At 43.8% G+C, this 19,209-nt stretch carries 19 protein-coding genes; 8 read left to right on the top strand and 11 right to left on the bottom strand.

Going from position 1 to position 19,209, the window contains the following annotated elements; translation table 11 throughout:
- Positions 1–237 precede the first annotated feature (237 nt).
- The 3 genes from UYC_RS0124015 to UYC_RS0124005 form a co-directional block, all read right to left on the bottom strand.
- On the bottom strand, positions 238–1,392 hold the full coding sequence (locus UYC_RS0124015) for a SpoIID/LytB domain-containing protein (RefSeq protein ID WP_016879694.1): 1,155 nt from the start codon (positions 1,390–1,392) through the stop codon (positions 238–240).
- Between the two features lie 352 nt (positions 1,393–1,744).
- A complete protein-coding gene (trpB, locus tag UYC_RS0124010; RefSeq protein WP_016874755.1) occupies positions 1,745–2,992 on the bottom strand; it encodes a tryptophan synthase subunit beta in 1,248 nt (415 codons plus the stop codon).
- Between the two features lie 71 nt (positions 2,993–3,063).
- Positions 3,064–4,320 (bottom strand): FGGY-family carbohydrate kinase, encoded by a 1,257-nt coding sequence (locus UYC_RS0124005; protein WP_016874756.1) that lies wholly within the window; start codon positions 4,318–4,320, stop codon positions 3,064–3,066.
- Between the two features lie 136 nt (positions 4,321–4,456).
- On the opposite strand from UYC_RS0124005, the gene psaM reads away from it, so the two are divergent.
- Complete coding sequence (gene psaM, locus UYC_RS0124000) at positions 4,457–4,552, top strand: photosystem I reaction center subunit XII (protein WP_016874757.1); 96 nt, start codon at positions 4,457–4,459, stop codon at positions 4,550–4,552.
- A gap of 355 nt (positions 4,553–4,907) precedes the next feature.
- On the top strand, positions 4,908–5,318 hold the full coding sequence (locus tag UYC_RS0123995; protein ID WP_016874758.1) for a slr1601 family putative cell division protein: 411 nt from the start codon (positions 4,908–4,910) through the stop codon (positions 5,316–5,318).
- 376 nt (positions 5,319–5,694) lie between these two features.
- Here UYC_RS0123995 and UYC_RS0123990 read toward each other — a convergent pair whose 3' ends face one another.
- On the bottom strand, positions 5,695–6,414 hold the full coding sequence (locus UYC_RS0123990) for a tetratricopeptide repeat protein (protein ID WP_016874759.1): 720 nt from the start codon (positions 6,412–6,414) through the stop codon (positions 5,695–5,697).
- Between the two features lie 343 nt (positions 6,415–6,757).
- Here UYC_RS0123990 and UYC_RS0123985 point away from each other — a divergent pair, with 343 nt between their 5' ends.
- Both UYC_RS0123985 and UYC_RS0123980 read left to right on the top strand, forming a co-directional pair.
- Positions 6,758–7,222, top strand: a complete 465-nt coding sequence (locus UYC_RS0123985) for a hypothetical protein (RefSeq protein ID WP_016874760.1) — start codon at positions 6,758–6,760, stop codon at positions 7,220–7,222.
- Between the two features lie 127 nt (positions 7,223–7,349).
- Positions 7,350–7,907: a glutathione S-transferase family protein gene (locus UYC_RS0123980; RefSeq protein ID WP_016874761.1), complete on the top strand. Its 558-nt coding sequence runs from the start codon at positions 7,350–7,352 to the stop codon at positions 7,905–7,907.
- Between the two features lie 154 nt (positions 7,908–8,061).
- On the opposite strand, the gene UYC_RS0123975 is transcribed toward UYC_RS0123980, so the two are convergent.
- From UYC_RS0123975 to UYC_RS0123955, 4 genes are all read right to left on the bottom strand, one after another.
- A complete protein-coding gene (locus tag UYC_RS0123975; protein ID WP_016874762.1) occupies positions 8,062–8,553 on the bottom strand; it encodes a YajQ family cyclic di-GMP-binding protein in 492 nt (163 codons plus the stop codon).
- 132 nt (positions 8,554–8,685) lie between these two features.
- On the bottom strand, positions 8,686–9,117 hold the full coding sequence (locus UYC_RS0123970) for an MAPEG family protein (protein ID WP_016874763.1): 432 nt from the start codon (positions 9,115–9,117) through the stop codon (positions 8,686–8,688).
- A gap of 360 nt (positions 9,118–9,477) precedes the next feature.
- Complete coding sequence (locus tag UYC_RS0123960; protein ID WP_026087467.1) at positions 9,478–9,981, bottom strand: DNA-processing protein DprA; 504 nt, start codon at positions 9,979–9,981, stop codon at positions 9,478–9,480.
- Between the two features lie 98 nt (positions 9,982–10,079).
- Positions 10,080–10,610 carry a PadR family transcriptional regulator gene (locus tag UYC_RS0123955; RefSeq protein WP_016874766.1) on the bottom strand — a complete coding sequence of 177 codons (531 nt, stop codon included), beginning with the start codon at positions 10,608–10,610 and terminating at the stop codon, positions 10,080–10,082.
- A gap of 179 nt (positions 10,611–10,789) precedes the next feature.
- Between UYC_RS0123955 and UYC_RS0123950 the strand changes: the two genes are divergently transcribed.
- On the top strand, positions 10,790–11,227 hold the full coding sequence (locus UYC_RS0123950) for an antibiotic biosynthesis monooxygenase family protein (protein WP_016874767.1): 438 nt from the start codon (positions 10,790–10,792) through the stop codon (positions 11,225–11,227).
- An 84-nt stretch (positions 11,228–11,311) separates the two neighbouring features.
- Here UYC_RS0123950 and UYC_RS0123945 read toward each other — a convergent pair whose 3' ends face one another.
- Both UYC_RS0123945 and ebsA read right to left on the bottom strand, forming a co-directional pair.
- Entirely contained in the window at positions 11,312–12,406 is a 1,095-nt protein-coding gene (locus tag UYC_RS0123945) for a phosphotransacetylase family protein (protein ID WP_016874768.1), read from the bottom strand.
- A gap of 212 nt (positions 12,407–12,618) precedes the next feature.
- On the bottom strand, positions 12,619–12,993 hold the full coding sequence (ebsA, locus tag UYC_RS0123940) for a type IV pilus biogenesis protein EbsA (RefSeq protein ID WP_016874769.1): 375 nt from the start codon (positions 12,991–12,993) through the stop codon (positions 12,619–12,621).
- Positions 12,994–13,383: 390 nt separating this feature from the next.
- Here ebsA and UYC_RS0123930 point away from each other — a divergent pair, with 390 nt between their 5' ends.
- Both UYC_RS0123930 and UYC_RS0123925 read left to right on the top strand, forming a co-directional pair.
- Positions 13,384–14,358, top strand: a complete 975-nt coding sequence (locus tag UYC_RS0123930; protein WP_016874771.1) for a radical SAM protein — start codon at positions 13,384–13,386, stop codon at positions 14,356–14,358.
- Complete coding sequence (locus UYC_RS0123925; protein WP_016874772.1) at positions 14,312–15,724, top strand: glycosyltransferase family 2 protein; 1,413 nt, start codon at positions 14,312–14,314, stop codon at positions 15,722–15,724. The genes UYC_RS0123930 and UYC_RS0123925 overlap by 47 nt, the downstream gene beginning before the upstream one ends.
- Before the next feature lie 221 nt (positions 15,725–15,945).
- Here the strand turns inward: UYC_RS0123925 and UYC_RS0123920 are convergent, their stop codons facing one another.
- Positions 15,946–18,117, bottom strand: coding sequence for a DNA polymerase III subunit gamma/tau (locus tag UYC_RS0123920; protein ID WP_016874773.1), 2,172 nt, complete (start codon positions 18,115–18,117; stop codon positions 15,946–15,948).
- A gap of 360 nt (positions 18,118–18,477) precedes the next feature.
- Between UYC_RS0123920 and UYC_RS0123915 the strand changes: the two genes are divergently transcribed.
- Entirely contained in the window at positions 18,478–19,200 is a 723-nt protein-coding gene (locus tag UYC_RS0123915) for a hypothetical protein (protein WP_016874774.1), read from the top strand.
- Positions 19,201–19,209 lie beyond the last annotated feature (9 nt).

Genomic DNA, 19,209 nt, shown 5'->3' with positions numbered 1-19,209 from the left:
GAACTAGGGACTAGGGACTAGGAAAGAAGCACCAGGAGCAGGAGAGGGAAGAAGAGAGCAAGGGGAGATGTGCAGCAGGGGAGGCAGTGCGCCCTTGCGGGTTAAGAGACTTGTAGCAACTGCCGTGGAGAAAGGGGAGAATCGTTATTCACGTTTACTCCCCCAGCTACCCCATCTTCCCCATCTCTCATTGTCCCCGTGTCCTCTTCTAACCCCTAGCCTCTAGCCCCTAACCCCTCATTTCACCTTAATTGGCGACAGAGCTACACCTTTGTAGTAATGTCCCAAAATTTGCAGGTGGTTGGCTCCCTGTCTAGCCAAATTATAGGCTCCCCATTGACTCATGCCTATACCATGACCAAAGCCGAGTCCTTGAAGTATGAAAGCACCATTGCCGTTGGAGACATTAAAGCGCGTGCTTCTTAGCTTTAAGGCAGTACGCACCTCTTCGCCTTTGAGCATTTTTTCGCCCTTATCGCCGACGATTTTCAAGCTTTTAACACTACCGTAACGCGATCGCTTCTCTGGAATTATCTGTTTGACGTTGCCTACTTCTGGAAATTTCGCACTAATTTCCGCTGGAGAAAAGCTTCTCACCCAGTTGCACTGTTGAATATTCTGATCGAAGTCTGGCACTGCACGCAGGTAAGGCAGAGGGTTTCCCCAAACATCTTCGACGTTTTCAGTATGTCCACCGGAACAAGCATGGAAAGCTGAGAGAATAATTCGATTTTGGTAGGTGAGAACTTTCCCGGCTGTACCATCGACAGCAGCATAGGTAGTGGGAGATTCGCTAATTACGCCTTTGTAAATCTGCCAGCGATCGGGAGTTTTTCCTAAATCATAAATGGGATTATTGCGTTCTTTTTCTCGCTTGTAAAGGGCATAAGTACGAGCGGCGATCGCTTGGGCTTTGAGGGCTTCTTGTGGCCATCTGGCGTCTACTTCGCCACCGAGCACGCTGTAGAGATACTCTTCTAAATCTACCCAGTTAACGGCAGTTAAACCTTTTTCTGTGGGAACAACTAAAGTTCTGCCTCGATACCAGCGATCGCCTATATAAACAAATCCCTTACCTTCAGGTTCAATCCAAAATAAAGGAGATTTCCACCTATCCAAAGCAACGCCGCCAGGAACCGCTTGGGCATAGTATGAATTCATCGCCGGCAATTGTCCCAGAGTCTTACCGCTACCATCCTTGACGATCGCAGTTGTGGAACTGCCAACTTTTACCTGATTGACATCCCGCTCAATCGCGACGCGCAAGATTACAGATGCTTGTGCTGGTGCTATTAGTGCAATCCATAAAATGATACCAAACCACCAATGGCGTCCTTTCATCTGGGAAAATAAAGAGGCTAAGAACAGTTGGAATTTCATGCCGCTGAACATCTAGTTAGAGTTGTATAATTTTATGCTTTGTTGTGCAGTAGTTTGCTGGAGACAACCTGTTACCCCAGAAATGCCCACAGGCTGGAAGCCTGGGGCTACAAGAACAAAGCCCACCTCCGTGGGCTGAAATCCTTACAGGCTGCGGAGGCAGCCTTGGTACGTATAGCGACAGCCTTCTAGGGTGTTGGGTTTTGGCGAAGCTATTGACATTGACAACAAGGTTTTAGTTGTTTGTCGTTGCTTCATGCTTAGTTGTTCCCCTTCATTGGGGATTGGGTATCGGGTATCGGGGATGGGGTATTTAAGATTTCTTTATTCCTAATCCCTTGTCCCTAGCCTAAGCGTCCCTAGCCTAAGCGTCCCTAGTCTCTAGTCCCCTTGCAGCTACCGTTTGCACATCTTTATCGCCACGTCCAGAACAGTTAATTACAATGCGGGGACTACCCTTAAGTTGCGGACACAGGCTTTCTAAGTAGGCGATCGCATGAGCGGTTTCCAATGCTGGTATTATCCCCTCTAACCGCGAAAGTCTCTGGAATGCGGCTAAAGCTTCTTCATCTGTGACACTGTAATACTCAGCACGGCCAATTTCTTTCAAAAAGCTGTGTTCTGGCCCCACACCAGGATAATCTAATCCGGCACTAATCGAATGCGCCTCAATTACCTGTCCATCGTCATCTTGCAATAGATAACTCATTGCTCCATGCAATACACCAACGCGTCCTTTTGTCAAGGTAGCAGCGTGTTTATCTGTACTAACTCCTTCTCCGGCAGCTTCCACGCCTACTAACCGTACTGACGGTTCATCGACAAACTCGTGGAACAATCCCATGGCATTGGAACCGCCACCCACACAAGCGATGAGAATATCAGGCAAACCGCCCCATTTTTCGATTGCTTGGGCGCGAGTTTCTTTTCCAATCACTACATGAAAATCTCTTACCATCATTGGGTAAGGATGAGGCCCTGCTACCGAACCCAAGATGTAGTGAGTTGTTTCTACATTTGTCACCCAATCCCGAATTGCTTCAGAAGTGGCATCTTTGAGCGTACCTGTTCCCGCTGCCACCGGACGCACTTCTGCTCCCATCAATCGCATTCTAAATACATTCAAAGCTTGGCGTTCCATATCGTGAACGCCCATATAAATTACGCATTGCAATCCAAAACGAGCGCAAACAGTAGCAGTTGCTACTCCATGTTGTCCAGCACCAGTTTCGGCGATAATCCGCTGTTTGCCCATGCGCTTTGCCAGCAACACCTGGCCGAGGGCATTATTGATTTTATGAGCACCTGTATGATTTAAATCTTCACGCTTTAAGTAAATTTGCGCCCCTGTTCCATCCGGACGAGCATAGTGGGCGGTGAGGCGTTCAGCAAAATACAAAGGGGTAGGACGTCCTACATAATCGTGTAGTAATTGTTGCAGTTCTGCAACAAAGCCTGGTTCATGACGATATTGCTGGTACGCTGTTTCTAGCTCTGCCAGAGCTGGCATGAGCGTTTCTGGTACATATTTACCGCCAAAACGACCAAAACGTCCTTGGGGATCGGGGCGATGGGTAGTTGAAGAATTCGGGGGAATGGGGGTTGTAGTCACGGAATAATTTTCAATTACGGGACAGAAGATAATTATAAGTAAAGACTGAGGCAGATGGGATACGATCGCACCTATTCTCTCATCCCACGCATGGCTAAAACAGCCGTTCCATAAGCTGCTTCCGTGTGCAACGGACGTACCACAGGCACTTGCAAATACCGTTTCCTGATTTCTGTCCAGGTATCATTTGCTGCTCCACCACCTGCCGTATACACACAGTTTAATTTATCTGCTCCTAACTGCTGTAATAATTCATAACCTCGTGCTTCGATCCGGGCAATACTTTCTAATAAGCCATGTAGAAATTCTGCAGGGCTATCTGGGCGTGGTTCCAGTCGCGGCGGTAAATTTGGATCGTTAATGGGAAAGCGATCGCCTGCTTTGAGCAAGGGATAATAATCCAAATCGCTTGCTTTAGTGGCATCAATTTCCCGGCTAAACTTTTCTAACTCAGCATCCGTGAAAAATTGCCGCAGCACTGCACCACCCGTATTGGAAGCACCCCCAGGAAGCCACAAATTGCCTAACCGATGGCTATAAATTCCATACCTGGCATCTTCGACACGGGTACGACTCAATAATTTCAGAGCCAGTGTAGAACCAAGAGATGTTACCCCTTCACCAGGCAATTTCGCGCCACTGGCAATAAATGCGGCAATGCTATCTGTAGTACCAGCACAAATCAGGCAATTGCGTGAAAAACGGAACTGCATAGCAATTTCAGGATGTATTTCCGCTATGGAAGTTCCAGGGGTAGATACTTGGGGTAAATGAATGGGGATTTTTAGTTTTTCCAGCCATTCTGGGTATTTCAACGCTTCCACGTCATAACCCAACTTTAAAACATTGTGGTAATCGCTAATACCTAATTGCCCATGCAACAAAAATGCTAACCAATCCGCCTGATGTAGAAAATATCTAGCTTGGGCAAAATCAGGTTGTTGTGCCATCCATAGCAATTTTGCCAGGCTTGATGTCGCACTTAAAACAGTATGGTTTGGAGGTGCTACACTTTTCAAATTGTCCAGCATAATTGCACCCCGTCCATCGTTATATAGCAAAGGCGCACTTACAGGATTACCAGCCGCATCGCATAGCAAAACAGTGGAAGAGGTACCGTCAATAGCGATCGCTTGAATTTCTTGCCGTATTGCCCCAGGAATTTGTTCTAGCAAGCTAAATAAAGCTACTTGCCAGTCTCTTGCTAAATTTGAGTCAGAAGACATTCCAAAAGGATATCGCGCCTGATGTTGGATATTCCCTTCTTCATCAATCACCACACCCCGCGCACCAGAAGTACCAAAGTCTATACCTAAGTACAATCCCATATTTTTATAAATTTTTCTCATGACCAATGACTAATGACTAATGACCAATTTGTTTCATCTTGTAACAAGTTATTCCCCTATCTAGACAAAACAGGGAAAAGTAGTAAACAAACCGATCAATAGGAGGCTTTAAACCATGTCTATATCTGATACTCAAGTCTACATTGCTCTGGTAGTGGCGCTAATTCCAGGCTTTTTGGCTTGGCGGTTAGCAACAGAACTTTATAAATAGAGATTGGGTACTGGGTATTGGTGATTGGGGATTGGGTATCGGGAAGAGGATGCGGGGACAAGAGAAAGGATTGTGACTCACATCTTCTCTCCTTGTCCTCTTCCTAGCCCCTAGTCCCTAGCCCCTAGCCCCTAGCCACCTGGCACTCAAGGGTGTAGTTGCTCAGTACTTTTGGTTAAATACCGTCAAGCACTTGCAAATATCGCTTTTGTGTGCCAGGTTTATTTTGAAATTGCTATATATGTGTAGCAAATTGGGAAAAATAAAGTAATATTACAGCTAAACAAAATCGTAAACACTACAAAAGTATTGTTTACAGAGCTTCAATTCCATCAGGGAGACTATTTTAGTACTTATGAATGCACTTCAACCGTCTAGATCCCCGCTACAGCCAATACCCAAACGCCGAGTTGTTCCTCGTCCCAAACGACATCTACGACAGCGTTCATACAAAGTTCTGGCACTAGAAACAACAGCCAAAATCGGAGTTAACGTTTTAATTTCAGCAGTAGCAATATCAGCTTTAGTAAAGCTTTTGCCATTTCATCAATCACAGCAAGAAAAGTTGCGAGAAATCCGCACCGAAGTCAAGCTCATGGAAGAGCGAGTAAGTAAATTGCAAGCCGAATTTAGCCGTAATTTCGATCCAAGTCAAGCTAAAGCTATTATGCAAGAGCAATCACATCGATTAGCTCCAAATCAGCATCCTATCGTTCTGATTAAACAGGAAACCGCTGAAATTAAACAAGCAGAGTCATCAAATTAAGTAAGCTAATATTTCAGATTGAGAATTGGGGTTAATTTAGATTTATCGGCTGAGAGCTATTTATAAATTACTTAGTCATTAAAAAAGCTAACAGCTAATAGTGAATCGCAATAGATGATTTGTTTAAAGCTATTTATTAGCTAAAACTTTACCGAAAGTAACGCAATCATCCATAGCCAAATTCAAAACTCCAGAAATTTCTGAAAAAGCTCAACTTATTTTAAACTCAGCTCTATGACAGCAAGCTTGATTTTGAATATCTAAATCAAAATATAGTTGCTTAAATAGCTAAAAAAGTATGAAAAAAGGTGGCGACAACGGATTAAATAAATAGTAATTGTCCCGTCGTCATAAAATACAGGTGTGTCAAATCTACCTATTTAAAATGCGAAACAGAAGTAAGTTCTTTTAACCAACTTTCGACTTGCAAACGCAAACGCCAGCTTGGATCTTTCGTTGTGGTGCAAGACAAAGGTAGTAAATTTAGGGCACGGCGGTAATCAGCGATCGCACAATTCCAGTCACCCCACAAATGATAAGTTCTACCACGCTCCGCGAAAATGTGTCCTTCTAGTTGCTCAAAGAGCAATGCCATCTCAAAATTATCAATAGCTTTCTCATATTCACCCAGATCGCGCCAGGTAATACCTTGATTCAGCCAAGCTCTAACATAACCAGGGTTCAAATCCAACGCTCGCTCATAGTCAGCGATCGCTGCTGCTAATTCTCCACGCGCCGCATAGTAGTTTCCCCGATTGTTATAAGCACTAGCTAATTTAGGATTTAGTTTTATCGCTTTGTTGTAGTCACAAAAAGCTTTTTGCCTTTGTCCGCTTTGAAAGTAAATTAATCCCCGATTGTTGTAATCAATTGCATTGTGCGGGTGGCGATTAATCAGTTGACTCAACAGCGCGATCGCTTCAGTATAATCTCCTTGTTGAGCCGACGTTAAAGCACAAAAGCGTAAGTAACTGTCACCAAAAGCAGAATTATCGTCACTATCAGTTTCTAATTCGCGAGCAATAGTATATTTTAATACAGTTTGACAAGAGTAATTTTGCTGTTCCCCAAACTTTAAAAATGAGTGGCTGTTCATATCGTCCTGCCCAATCTATTTACTTTTTGAACTCAATTTATAGTGTTTTTCGTGCTTTTAGTTCTGCTCCTATGTCACTTGCTAATGTGCTTATGAGTACTTGGAAGCATTTTATCGGAATCTCAGCTTCTACAACAGATATGTGCAACAGGTGCTAAGTATTCGTCATATCTAATAGATCCTTAAACTTAATAATGAATACTTCATCCCTAAGTTGAATTCCAGAAACAACAAATATCAATCCAACAGAGTAGTCAATTCGTAGGATCAACAACTTGGTAGAATGCCAACAAGCCACTCAGACATTTTTTAGCTGAAATTATAGTTTTGAAAATTTTTTCTTATGGCAACAGCAATTGCTTATCCGAATACGCCTGATTTAACAACCGATGATTATATTGTCATCGGTCTAGCAACCTGCTTCATCAAAGAAGATGGAGAAGTTCATCAAGTTGAAGTTATAGAACCAATTCCTTCTGCTGCGTTGGAAGCGATTGTCAAAGGTATTCCCACTTCCTATAAGTTTGCTTGTGCAACAACCTTAGGCAGTATACTTGATGGCGAGACACTTACAAAACCAGCTAACTTTCCACAGACAGCTCAATTCTGTGATGAATTTGCGCAACGGGCGATCGCCGCGGCTCGAACTTACAAGCGTAGTGCTACAGCAAAATCTCTGATTGCTCTGGGCACCACCTACACCGATTTGAATTATTCTACAGAACGAAAACGTGTACTAAACGCTACACGTGTTGTGTCCAAAGAAGATAACGTCAAACAGCACTCTCACACCCATAAAGTTTTATAACATAAAGATTTTAGTTGTTAGTGGTTAGTAGGTAGTAGTTAGCGTTTGGGGAAAGAAACGTTTACTGGTACATTTATATACAATTAGCAGCTGACAACTAAAAATCAACAATCAGTAAATAAAGATTATGTTGAAACTTTACGGCGGCGCTCGCAGTCGAGCATCAATTGTTCAATGGTATCTAGAAGAATTGGGAATTCCCTACGAATTTGTCATGCTAGATATGCAGGCTGGAGAACACCGTAAACCTGAGTATCTAGCAATTAACCTGATGGGAAAAGTCCCGGCAATTGTTGATGGTGATTTTCAGCTTTGGGAATCAGGGGCAATTTTGCTTTATCTCGATGAGAAGTATGGCAAAACCAAGCACTCTTTAGAAGAACGTGCCAAAATAGCTCAGTGGGTGTTGTTTGCCAATTCTACCTTGAGTACAGGTGTGTTTATGGAAGCCACCCGCGAGCAGGAATTACCCCGCTTAATGACTCCCCTCAATGAAATTCTCCAACGTCAACAATTTTTATTGGGTGGAACATTCACTGTTGCCGATGTGGCAGTAGGATCTGTCCTAGCTTATATTGCGATGCTGCTCAAGCTAGATTTGAGCACCTATCCAGCTTTGTTTACCTACTGTAAGCGATTATCGGAGCGTCCGGCATTTCAAAAAAGCATCGGTTCTCGTAATTAAAGATAGTAGTTAGTAGAGAGGAGCCAGAGGCTCTAGTTCTCGTAACCAGGTTGAACCTGGTTACGAGAGTTTGTGGGCTGCTGCCTCCAGGCTATTAGCCAATTTACAGACGCGAAATTTAGCCATTAGCCACTAACCACTAACAAACCCAGATTTAACGATAATTTGTAAATTGCAGAGCCACTGGATAATCTTCTTGCTTCAAGCGCTGGATGACAGATTGCAAATCATCTTTATTTTTAGCGCTCACACGCACTGCATCACCTTGAATTGAGGCTTGCACTTTTTTGAATTCATCACGAATCAACTTGGAAATTTGTTTGGCAATTTCCTGGCTGATCCCTTTTTTGAGTTTGATTTCTTGGCGCACGCGGTTACCGCTAGCTGATTCCACTTTGCCAAAATCAAAGATTTTTTGAGAAAGGTTACGTTTAGCAGCTTTTTCCCGCAAAATGTTGTGTACAGATTCTAATGTGAACTCGCTATCGGTGTTCACAACAATATCTTGTTCACCTAACTCTATTGTTGTTTGAGTGTCTTTGAGATCATAACGGCTTTTAATGTCTCGTGCAGTTTGATCGACAGCGTTAACCAATTCTTGTCTGTCAAAGTCGCTAACAATGTCAAAGGAATAGGTAGAAGCCATAGTCAAGAGTTAGTAATTGGTTGTTGCTAGGGATAGGTTTAACTCAATATTCAGTCTTTTGAACGCAAAGATATTCTAGCTAAATCCACCCGTACATTGATTTAGTGGTTAATTTAACCATTTCTCAACTAACTAGTAGCCTTGAGTAACCTTGAGCATACTCAAGACAAAAAGAGTAGTAATTCCAAAAGAGCCAACGCCGAACATAGTAGAGCGCAAAATGGGTTTATTTAAAATATAAAAAATTGAGTATAGTAAACGTGCTAAGACAAAAGCTAAAGCTGCTCCTACAGCTATTGGAGAATTGACTCCAGTTACATATGCTGTCAATGCTGCTGCTGCAAATAGCATAAACGCTTCAAAGGAGTTTTGGTGTGCCCAAGTAGCTCGTTGGGCATAAGGTGGCAGCTTATCAAACATGGCGCGGGGAGCAGATAGATCGTACCCAACAATTACACGAGCATAAACCACTACCAAAAATGGCAAATAAATTAACACAGCCGTGGCGGCAATTGAGTATAGAAAAATCGCTGAAACGGGAATTTGTGATAAGTACATCAACATGAAAAAGATTAAAAATCTTGGGCTTGTGATGTTTTGGCGTAGCCGCAAAGCAGCTAAAACAAAGAGACATCACCCGCAAAAACTCAAGGACACTTGCAAGGCAGTTTTCCTTTCTTACAATGTGTCCGTAGTTATTTATCCATAAGTTATTGCTCAAAAATCATTAGTCCCAACATTGACTACATCTACCCCCAGTAATTGGAGATAGGGCAGTTTGTCACGAGAGTGAGGTACAAAATCCAAGACTCAAAGTCATATATGAAGCCTGTGTTACTTCTGACTGTTGACTCCTATAGACGCCTAGACGGCATCTTCCCGTAGGGTATTTTGCTATGTCTATCACTTACGTATGGCTAATGATTAATCAAAGTAGAATAGCGTCACCACTTTTCTTTGTTCTTCTGCATCCTTACAAGTTTGCAAAAGAGTACGACTGTCGTGAAACGCAAAGCAGATCAGCTGCTGGCAACGGGAGATAATCTCCTTGTTACACAAGTAACTCGCTTCGGCTAAAGACAGATGATCGTTAGCGGGATTTTCCACCAGATGCATAACTTGTTCTAATTGCTGGCGGGATTCATTGGGCTGCCTTTCCAAGCTTTGGGGTAGAATCACCGTTAATAAATTGGCATCAGCCCGCATTGCTCCCTTAATGGCAGCTGAATTAGTACCCGTAGCACCAGATGTGATGATGCGGTTGCCAGATAAAACTAGGGCATAGGACATCATCTCAATAAGATTTTGATGTGTAATCGGCACGTGACGAGAACCCAACAAGGCGATCCTTTTAGAACCTGTTTGTTGGATTGTCGCCAGTTCTTGCACTAATGTATCGACGTTAATAAGGTCTATTGACTGACTCAAAGACGGACGGAATCAGATTAAACAACCTAGTTATTTTAACAGAATGAGAGCAAACGCAAAGCTGCTTTGAGTGAGATCTCGCTATAATTTCAGACTTCTTAACTAAGGAGTTTGATAGCTTGTTGGCACCAAGCAAGCCAATGTGTCTCATAACTAATACCATTGAGGAGAGTCAGGAATTGAAACTTTGCTTGTTCTGACAGTTCCTGAGGTTTCTGAAAATATTTCTGCTCTAAAGCCTTATATGTGGACAATCTTTCTAGGTGTGCTTGGCGGTGACGCTCTAGTTCTTCCAAAATTACTTCTCTAGAAGCAGCATAGCCACCAAATATTTTCACCAATAAATCGTCTTTGATTGGTGCGGGTTCACACGGTTGTGCAATCCACTCTTTTAGCTGCTGTTTTCCCAGTTCCGTCACCTGATAGAGCTTTTTATCGGGACGTTTTGATTGCGATATTGTCTTGGAAATAACCCAACCTTGAGCTTCTAGTTTGGACAATTCACGGTAAATTTGCTGGTGAGTTGCCTGCCAGAAAAAGCCGACTGAGCCGTCAAATTCTTTGGCTAAGTCATAACCACTACAAGGGCGATCGATTAGAGAAGCCAAGATAGCGTGTGCTAGTGCCATAAAAATCTTTTATGTACAATATGCAATTTTTTGAATATACTAAATTTATAAGCAACTAGTTGCATATTCAAAAGTTTGAATACAGTATAAGGGTTTGTTGACGGCAATAGCAAGGATTGTACGTCACGACACACCTTGTTGAGAGATAGATCATCTATTCAACTTAGGAGAATAATCTCATGGTATTAATTTCAGTTACGCGCTTGCACTTGAGAGCGCCTCGTTATTTACCAGCCTTTTTATGGCACAACATCATGAGTGTTTGGCAAATTCTCAATACTCCTGGATTTTTGAGCGGTAAGCTCTTCAGAGACGAACACGGTGCATTTTGGACGCTGACTGCTTGGAAAGATGAGTTGGCTATGCGCAATTACCGCAACTCTGGCTCGCACCGCCAAGCTATGCGATACTTGCCACATTGGTGTGATGAAGTGGCAGTCGTTCACTGGCAACAATTAGATAGCAACTTGCCTGATACAAATAAGGCTCATTACTGTATGGTGGCAGAAGGTCATTTTACAAAGGTGCTTCATCCATCAGTTGCTCACCAGAGGCGAGAAATTCCATCTCCAACATCACCGAAAGCGATCGCACTACATCCTCTCAAAAAAAGCTGACTGATAATAATGAATCAAGGCACAGCAACGCTGTGCCTCTAGCTTCCATCTTCATGACAGAATTGAAGTTAGTAGAAATCCTGGTTATGGTAAAGCTGCTGCCGGACTTAAATCCAAGAGATTGAGCAAACGCTTGATATCAAAATGTTCAGACATCAATTGGCGAATGCAGTGGACTTTTATCGGTTCGTGAACACGCACTTGCCCAAAAGTCTTATCCACAATTTCCACAGTAGTTAGGGTATCCAAGTCTACTGATAGAATAGGTATTTCTAACTCTTCAGCACGATTGAGAATAAAAGAGGGTGGTGGTAGTTGTCCGGTAAGAATCAGACATTGAGTCGAAGTTTCTAAAGCTGCTTGCTGAATTTCCACGCGATCGCCTCCCGTAACTACTGCCATATTCCGGCGTTTACGGAAATACTTGACGGCGGCGTTAACATTCATTGCCCCAATCGCTAGGCTTTCTACCATCAAATCCAGGCGATCGCTGCGGCAAAGAACTTCTGCATTTAGCTGGTGTACGAGTTCACGCACGCTAACACTGCGTAGCAAATCGCTTCTAGGTAAGATTCCCAGTACAGGAATTCCCTGTTGTTCTAAAAAGGGGCGGATAGTTGTATCAAAGATTTGTGTTTGTTCGGCGGGAACATCATTGAGTACAAAACCGATTAAGCGTTTTCCTAAACGCTGCTTGGCAGACAATACAGACTCAATCGAAAGCAGTGACTGATAGCGAGTTACTAACAGCACGGCAGCATCAATAACTTCTGCTACTTGTGGCAAAGACAAATTATATAAACTGCCTTCTTCTAAGTTACCTGGCCCTTCTAGTAAAACCAAATTACCGACTGACATTTGTAGATATTTTTGCGCTAAAGACTGCCGATAATCAGTTGTGTCTTCTCCGCACAAGCGTTTTTGCATGGTGACTTCGTTTAACGCCAGTAGAGTAGGTGCAACACGATTTTCTGGCAGATTGAGACTGGCTGCAATAAACTGGACATCTTCCTCAACAGCACTTCCAGAAGATTCGCTCAAGCACGTACCTAGCGGCTTGCCATAAGTAATATCCAGCCCTTGTTGTTGTAGTAAATGATACAAACCTAGAACGGTCGCTGATTTACCACTGTAAGCCTCCGTCGAGCCAATTAATAAATATTTAGGGGATTTTGGCACACATACACTCCTAATTTCAAAAGTCGGTACAACCTTTGCTTAGTGTTTATTAATTTTAGGGCGAACCAAGGCGATCGGGTTGCAGCCACAGATGCAAAAGGAAGTGATTACTTAACTTGCAAGGAGGAATTTTGACTAAAAATAAGCTTTATTTTCAATTAGGGTGTGCCCAAATCTATTACTTTTGGGGGATATTATCACTAGCGCCAAATTTATTCGTCTATTTTTAGCAACTTGCGGTAGAAAGTCTGAGAAAAATCAGTGACACGATAACGCTTGTAATTTTCCATTAATTCAATTAAATAATTTATAAACTCGAAACTTGCCATCATCACCTCATAATTTAGCTCCGCATTGCCATCAAACTGAACGCGACAACGAGTTAAGTCTGAAGGCAGTGCAGCAACATTCCAAGTGGCAACAAAAGGAATATTTTCACTGCCTTCTATTTTGCGCTGCCCCTCCAACACACTTTTTTGATAGAGACTGATAGCGTAGGGCAAGAAATTCCGCTTGTTAGCTTGAGTATATGGCATATAGACATTGGCTTGCTGCTGAGTGACAGGCTGGAGTTGCTCGATAGACATAACTTAAATACTCCTCAAGTGGGTTGATCCAAGTCCCATTCGGGGGATGGGGTGTAAAGGTGTAGGGTTGAAATAATTCATCTACACCCCTAGTAAAAATCAGGCATATGAGTGACCTTTGATAGTATTCCCAAAAAAGCGTCTTGATACACAGCTGCCTGTGGAAGAGGAGGGGGAGAGTGGGGGACAAGGGGACAGGGGACACGGGGACAAGGGGACAGGGGACAAGGGGACAGGGGACAAGGGGACAGGGGACAGGGGACAGGGGGAAAAGGGAAAAAGGAGAATGACCAATGACCAATGACCAAATTACAAATAACTAAATTATTGTTGACTCTTTTGTAACTCCGTTTAAAGATGTGTTAAGGAAAACTTTAGTGGTTTAACACTATGGCTCCACTGGTTGCGAACTACTATTTGACATATCGTTGTAATGCTCGCTGTCACTTTTGTAACATTTGGGCATTAGAACCGGGAAAAGAAGCTAATTTTGAGACAATCAAGCATAACTTGCAAGATTTACGTCGCTTGGGAGTAAAGTACGTAGACTTTACAGGTGGCGAACCGCTGCTGCGGCATGATGTAGGACAAATTTATACTGAAGCCAAGCAGCAGGGTTTTTATACCAGCATGACGACAAATACAATTTTGTATCCGGAGAAAGCTAAAGAAATTCAGGGCTTGGTTGACTTTTTGAATTTCTCTCTGGATGGAGCGGATGCTGACACTCACGATCGCTCGCGGGGAGTGAAAATTTTTGACACTTTGGTCGAATCCGTAAAAATCGCCAAGTCTTTGGGAGAATATCCTGTACTCAACCATACCGTCACCGCTCAAAACTATGATCGCATTGAGGAAGTAGCAGAACTGGGTAAAAATTTAGGTGTGCGCGTTTGGCTCAATCCTGCCTTCACTGCCCATGAAAACTACAACTCTGGTAAAAATCCCACCCCGGAAATGGTGGCGGCAATAGAAGATACCGCGAAGAAATACAAGAATGTCGGGTACAATAGGGCTGCACTGGCTTTTATTGAAGCTGGCGGCAATGATACCAAAAATCCCCGCTGTAAAGCGGTAGATGCGGTCATTGCTATTTCTCCTAACGACGAACTGTTACTGCCTTGTTACCACTTTGCTCAAACTGGAATTCCCATTCAAGGACGGCTCTACGAACTTTATCGAGAGTCGGAAGAGGTGGAAAATTACCGCCGCTCTCAAGGTAAGCTCAAGGTGTGTGAAGGTTGTACGGTTTGGTGTTATCTGATACCCAGCTTCTTTATGGGTGTTGACAAATACTGGTGGTTGAATCAAGTTACCTATGCCAGCGAATTTCTGGCCCGAAAACGATTCTTACAACGAGCTTGATCCGCTCGACTCCTTGCTTGCCGACCTATCGGTGCAAGAAGATGTGCTGGAGGAAGAGACATCAACTCCCGTGTCTGTTCCATCCCGCTTTCAAGGTCGCAGACGCAAAGCTGCTTTGGCTCTCACAATTGTTTGGAGTGGCACGATCGCCCTGCATTTAGTTTCTTGGGGTTCTTTGTTTGTACTGGGACTAACTACAATTCTTGGGCTGCACGCCCTGGTGTTGGTGTTTGCTAAACCCCGCCGTCCTCACGAGCAAATCCAGGGTGATTTCCCCTATGTCTCGGTTTTGGTAGCTGCCAAAAATGAAGAGGCTGTAATTGATAAATTAGTCAGAAACCTTTGCAGCTTAGAATACCCGGAAGACAAGTACGAAGTCTGGATCGTTGACGATAAGAGCAGCGATCGAACACCACAGCTCTTAGCAGAACTGGCGCAAAAATACGACAATTTAAGAGTGTTGCAGCGTCCAGTGGGAGCAGGTGGCGGCAAGTCTGGGGCATTAAATCAGGTTCTGCCCTTAACAAAAGGGGATATTTTGGCAGTATTTGACGCTGATGCTCAAGTGCCAAAAGATATGCTCCTGCAAGTCATACCCTTGTTCCAACGTGAAAATCTGGGGGCGGTGCAAGTGCGAAAAGCGATCGCCAACGCCGAAGAAAATTTTTGGACAAAGGGTCAGATGGCAGAAATGGCAGTTGATGCCTACATTCAGCAACAGCGAACTGCTTTAGGTGGCATTGGTGAGTTGCGGGGAAATGGTCAATTTGTCCGGCGCAAAGCCCTTGCGGGTTGTGGTGGCTGGAATGAAGAAACGATCACAGATGACTTGGATCTGACACTCCGCTTACATTTAACCAACTGGGATATTGATTGCGTGTTCCACCCAGCGGTTGAAGAAGAAGGTGTGACGAGCGCGATCGCCCTTTGGCATCAGCGCAACCGTTGGGCTGAAGGGGGATATCAGCGCTATTTAGACTACTGGGATCTGATTCTCAAAAACCGCATGGGCACCCGCAAAACCTGGGATCTGCTGGCATTCATGTTGATCCAGTACATCTTGCCCACCGCAGCAGTGCCTGATTTGTTGATGGCGATCGCCAAGCATCGTCCGCCAATACTCAGCCCAGTAACTGGCTTAACCGTAACAATGTCGGTGGCAGGGATGTTTGCTGGCTTGGCAAGGGTGAGGAAACAAAAAGGCTTCAAGATTTCTACTTACTTCTTGCTGCTACTCCAAACCTTGCGCGGTACTTTGTATATGCTCCACTGGCTAGTGGTGATGAGCAGTAACACTGCCCGAATGTCAGTACGCCCCAAGCGGTTGAAATGGGTGAAAACTGTACATACGGGAAGTGAAAATTAGTTAGTAGATAGTGGATAGTGGATAGTGGTTCAAATAACTCCTACTGTAGATAGTGGTTAACAACCAACTACTAACTACTACATGGGCGGGTTTAACCGCAATCTCAATAAAATAACAAGATATCTATGAATAAACCCGCCCCTACTAACTAGGTAAGGGCGGGTTTTAACAACAATCTCTCTAGAATAACGAAATATTCTAGATAAACCCGCCCCTACTAATTAAAATTCCTCATCTGTTTCTGCTTCTTCTTCCCATTGGGCGGTGTTGTTAGAGTTAGCTACTTCTGCTGTATCCTCTGTAAAATTAATAATCTGCCCATCAAAAAACTGTGCTAAACGTTGAGCGGCGATCGCCACTTCATCAGTTTCCCAATCCACAGTTGGTGCAGTTTGTGGTTGTGGCGGAGGTGAAGTTTTTACCACATTGGGATTCTTAACTGATTCCGTTTTTTGAGGCGGTGTTTGTACTGCTTTGGCAGTTTCAACTGGTGGATTATGCCTTTGCTGGTTAAAAGTAGGCTGTGGTTGAGGTGAAGAAGTACTCTTAGGGAGTGTAGAGTTTGATGCAGTTGCTAATGCCAAGTTTACTTGAATCTGACGCTGGAAAGTTTCCTGAAACGCTGCTGCAATTTTTGACTGTTCTGACTGTACTTTTTTATACCAAGCTTGTTTGATGGCAATACAAGCTACAGCGCCGTCAAACTCGATCAGATGGCACATTTGCCGCAATAGCTCCCGCCGGGAAACAGGCTGGAAATTAGCAAGTACCTGTTGCCAAATCTGAGTCAAGTCAAAATTTGCTGTTGTAGCAACTTGCTCTTGATTTGTAGAGGAGTCATTACCAGGTGGAGAGAATTCACCAGAAGCGGAATCATGAGATAGTGCTTTAGAAGAACCATTACTTTGCCCAGAGCTTTGCTGTGCAGGAGGCTTTGCAGGTGACTGCGTTTCCTCTGGAGGTTCTCGTTCGGTAGGGTAAGCTTTTGTGGAGGGCAGATTACTTGCAGACGTTTCTGGAGAAGGCATCTGCGATTTCGATGCACTGCCGTTAGCTGCTTGGAAAGTAGGGTTTGCTGCTATGTGCCCGTTTTCAGAGACAGGCTTGGCATCCGCAGCAGATGATTTGAATTGTCTGCCATTGACTACTTCGGATGTTTGCTCGTGTTCGGAAGTGTATTGCCTATGGGCGTCTTCTTTATTACTTGAAGTTTGGGCAAAAGAGGGAGGTGGTGTGGAGATGCGAAGGTTTGGTGTTGCCGCAGGAGTTGGTCGGCTTGTAGTTGATGGTTGACTGCTATGATGTGCTGAAGGTAACAATCCCAACAGTGTTACTTCTAACCACAAACGTGGTTGGGTAGTATTCTTCAATTGCACTTCAGCCGATCGCAGGTGCTGTTGTCCTAGCAAAATGGTACTTCTATCCAACTGTTGAGATAAATCAACCAGCGCTTGCCAAGTTTGGGGAGTACAAGCCACTAAATCGTGGCGGCTAGGTGCGGTGTTGGCAATGAGTAGATCTCGGTAAAAAGAAGCTAGATTCTGAAGAATGATGAGAGGTTCTCGACCGCGATCTAGGATTTTACGAGTACAATCAAGCACCGCTTCCGGATTGTCAGAAGCGATCGCGCTCAACAATATTAGCAAGTCACGTTCGCTCACCGAACCCACTAAATCCCAAACTCGCTCAGGCGTCACTTCCCCCGACAATAAACTTAACTGATCGAGTAAGCTTTCCGCATCCCGCAATCCTCCCTGAGCAATTTGAGCTATTAAGGTAACTGCTTCAGGAGTAATATTAATGTTTTCTTGGGTAGCGATGTTACTTAAATGCTTGACCATCGCTTCTAAAGGAATCCTGCGGAAATCAAACCGCTGACAGCGTGAAATAATCGTTGGTAGCACTCGCTGCGGATCGGTTGTCGCCAGGACAAAGACAACGTGCTTAGGTGGTTCCTCTAGGGTCTTAAGTAGCGCATTGAACGCTGCGGTACTGAGCATATGGCACTCATCGACCACATAAACTTTGTAGCGACACTGAACAGGGGCGAATTGCGCTCTTTCAATAATCTCGCGGATATTATCTACACCAGTGTTGCTGGCAGCATCAATTTCAATTACGTCTAAAGAATAACCCTTAGTAATTCCTTGACAAACATCGCATACGCCACAAGGTTCGGACGTGGGTTTGTCACTTTTAATACAATTAAGTGATTTAGCTAAAATACGAGCGCTAGAGGTTTTTCCTGTACCTCTCGGCCCGGTAAACAAATAGGCAGGTGCTATTTTCGCTGCACGGATAGCGTTAGTGAGGGTAGTAGCGATCGCTTCTTGTCCCACCAATTCAGCAAAACTTTTGGGGCGATACTTATGGTGCAGCGGTTCGTAAGACATGGATTTCAATACCTTTTCAGGTTTTTAGCAACTAGCCAAGTTCGGGGCTAAACCATTGTGACATTCTGTTGCGATGATGAGGCAGAGTTATAGATCCCCGACTTTTTTAAAAAGTCGGGGATCTGAACACCTACGACCTGTCAAAATCAATGTGGTGGAGTACCAGAGTGTTTAGGTTGTAGTAGTACACCTGTACGATTATTTTACCACTCACCCATCTGTACTGGTCAACTGCTATTAATAACCTATATAGGGGTGACGCATGAATTGGATTTTAATAGTTTTTATTGAATTGAAAGAGTATAAGAGGGCAGGCGATCGCTACAATCTTAGGATAACTAACACTTGAGGGTGCGGCAGATGCTCAAGCGGCTCATTCGGTGGCTAAAAAGGCTGTTTCAACGCTTGTTTGGTAAAAAACAGGTGCCAACAACATATGTGGGTGATACTCAAAAAGCCCCGCCTCCACCCCTCAATGATACAGATTTGGAATTTCTCTTCACCGAACTGTTGGAAGGAGTACATCAGGCACGAGGACAACATTGGGCGCAAAAATGGCTACATAATATCGAACATCGCGTCTCGACGGAACGTTGGGTAGAGTGGTTGCAAGGCTTTGGCGAAAGATTATTAGCATCACCCACTCCCAATAACGAATTAGCTTCTCGAATGGTGCAATTAGGTGAATTGGGTGTTGGGGAAGTAGGAGATACTGCTTATGATATTGGGATGCAACTTTTGATGCGCAACCAAGAAGAGCCGATTTGGGAGTATGGGGGGCCAGATCATGAACCTCTAGATTTTCCAACAGTACAACAAGAATCCCCTCAAGGAGAAGCAACAAGTTTTGAAGATTCCCAAAGTAATGTTTCTGGGGAAGTCAACGAGTCAGAAAATTTTCCAGAAGGAGAATTTCAAACAATTACCCTGGAAGAGTTATTGGTGATGATGCAGCAAGATGAGAACTTACGCCAGATGATTGCCCAACAATTGGGAATAGAGACGAACGATCCGCAAGCGATTATTCAGGCGTTGATTGATCAATTTCAAGCAGCGAATCAATCAAATACAGAGCAAGAATGAAATGCCGTT

This window comes from Chlorogloeopsis fritschii PCC 6912 (assembly GCF_000317285.1).
Lineage (GTDB): Bacteria > Cyanobacteriota > Cyanobacteriia > Cyanobacteriales > Nostocaceae > Chlorogloeopsis > Chlorogloeopsis fritschii.
This window is presented reverse-complemented; position numbering and strand designations above follow the sequence as displayed.

Bases quoted from the DNA above. Each gene is read 5' to 3' on its own strand.
- UYC_RS0124015 (WP_016879694.1), bottom strand. From the start codon at position 1,392: ATGTTCAGCGGCATGAAATTCCAACTGTTCTTAGCCTCTTTATTTTCC.
- UYC_RS0124005 (WP_016874756.1), bottom strand. From the start codon at position 4,320: ATGGGATTGTACTTAGGTATAGACTTTGGTACTTCTGGTGCGCGGGGT.
- psaM (WP_016874757.1), top strand. From the start codon at position 4,457: ATGTCTATATCTGATACTCAAGTCTACATTGCTCTGGTAGTGGCGCTA.
- UYC_RS0123995 (WP_016874758.1), top strand. From the start codon at position 4,908: ATGAATGCACTTCAACCGTCTAGATCCCCGCTACAGCCAATACCCAAA.
- UYC_RS0123990 (WP_016874759.1), bottom strand. From the start codon at position 6,414: ATGAACAGCCACTCATTTTTAAAGTTTGGGGAACAGCAAAATTACTCT.
- UYC_RS0123985 (WP_016874760.1), top strand. From the start codon at position 6,758: ATGGCAACAGCAATTGCTTATCCGAATACGCCTGATTTAACAACCGAT.
- UYC_RS0123980 (WP_016874761.1), top strand. From the start codon at position 7,350: ATGTTGAAACTTTACGGCGGCGCTCGCAGTCGAGCATCAATTGTTCAA.
- UYC_RS0123975 (WP_016874762.1), bottom strand. From the start codon at position 8,553: ATGGCTTCTACCTATTCCTTTGACATTGTTAGCGACTTTGACAGACAA.
- UYC_RS0123970 (WP_016874763.1), bottom strand. From the start codon at position 9,117: ATGTTGATGTACTTATCACAAATTCCCGTTTCAGCGATTTTTCTATAC.
- UYC_RS0123955 (WP_016874766.1), bottom strand. From the start codon at position 10,610: ATGGCACTAGCACACGCTATCTTGGCTTCTCTAATCGATCGCCCTTGT.
- UYC_RS0123950 (WP_016874767.1), top strand. From the start codon at position 10,790: ATGGTATTAATTTCAGTTACGCGCTTGCACTTGAGAGCGCCTCGTTAT.
- ebsA (WP_016874769.1), bottom strand. From the start codon at position 12,993: ATGTCTATCGAGCAACTCCAGCCTGTCACTCAGCAGCAAGCCAATGTC.
- UYC_RS0123930 (WP_016874771.1), top strand. From the start codon at position 13,384: ATGGCTCCACTGGTTGCGAACTACTATTTGACATATCGTTGTAATGCT.
- UYC_RS0123925 (WP_016874772.1), top strand. From the start codon at position 14,312: ATGCCAGCGAATTTCTGGCCCGAAAACGATTCTTACAACGAGCTTGAT.
- UYC_RS0123920 (WP_016874773.1), bottom strand. From the start codon at position 18,117: ATGTCTTACGAACCGCTGCACCATAAGTATCGCCCCAAAAGTTTTGCT.
- UYC_RS0123915 (WP_016874774.1), top strand. From the start codon at position 18,478: ATGCTCAAGCGGCTCATTCGGTGGCTAAAAAGGCTGTTTCAACGCTTG.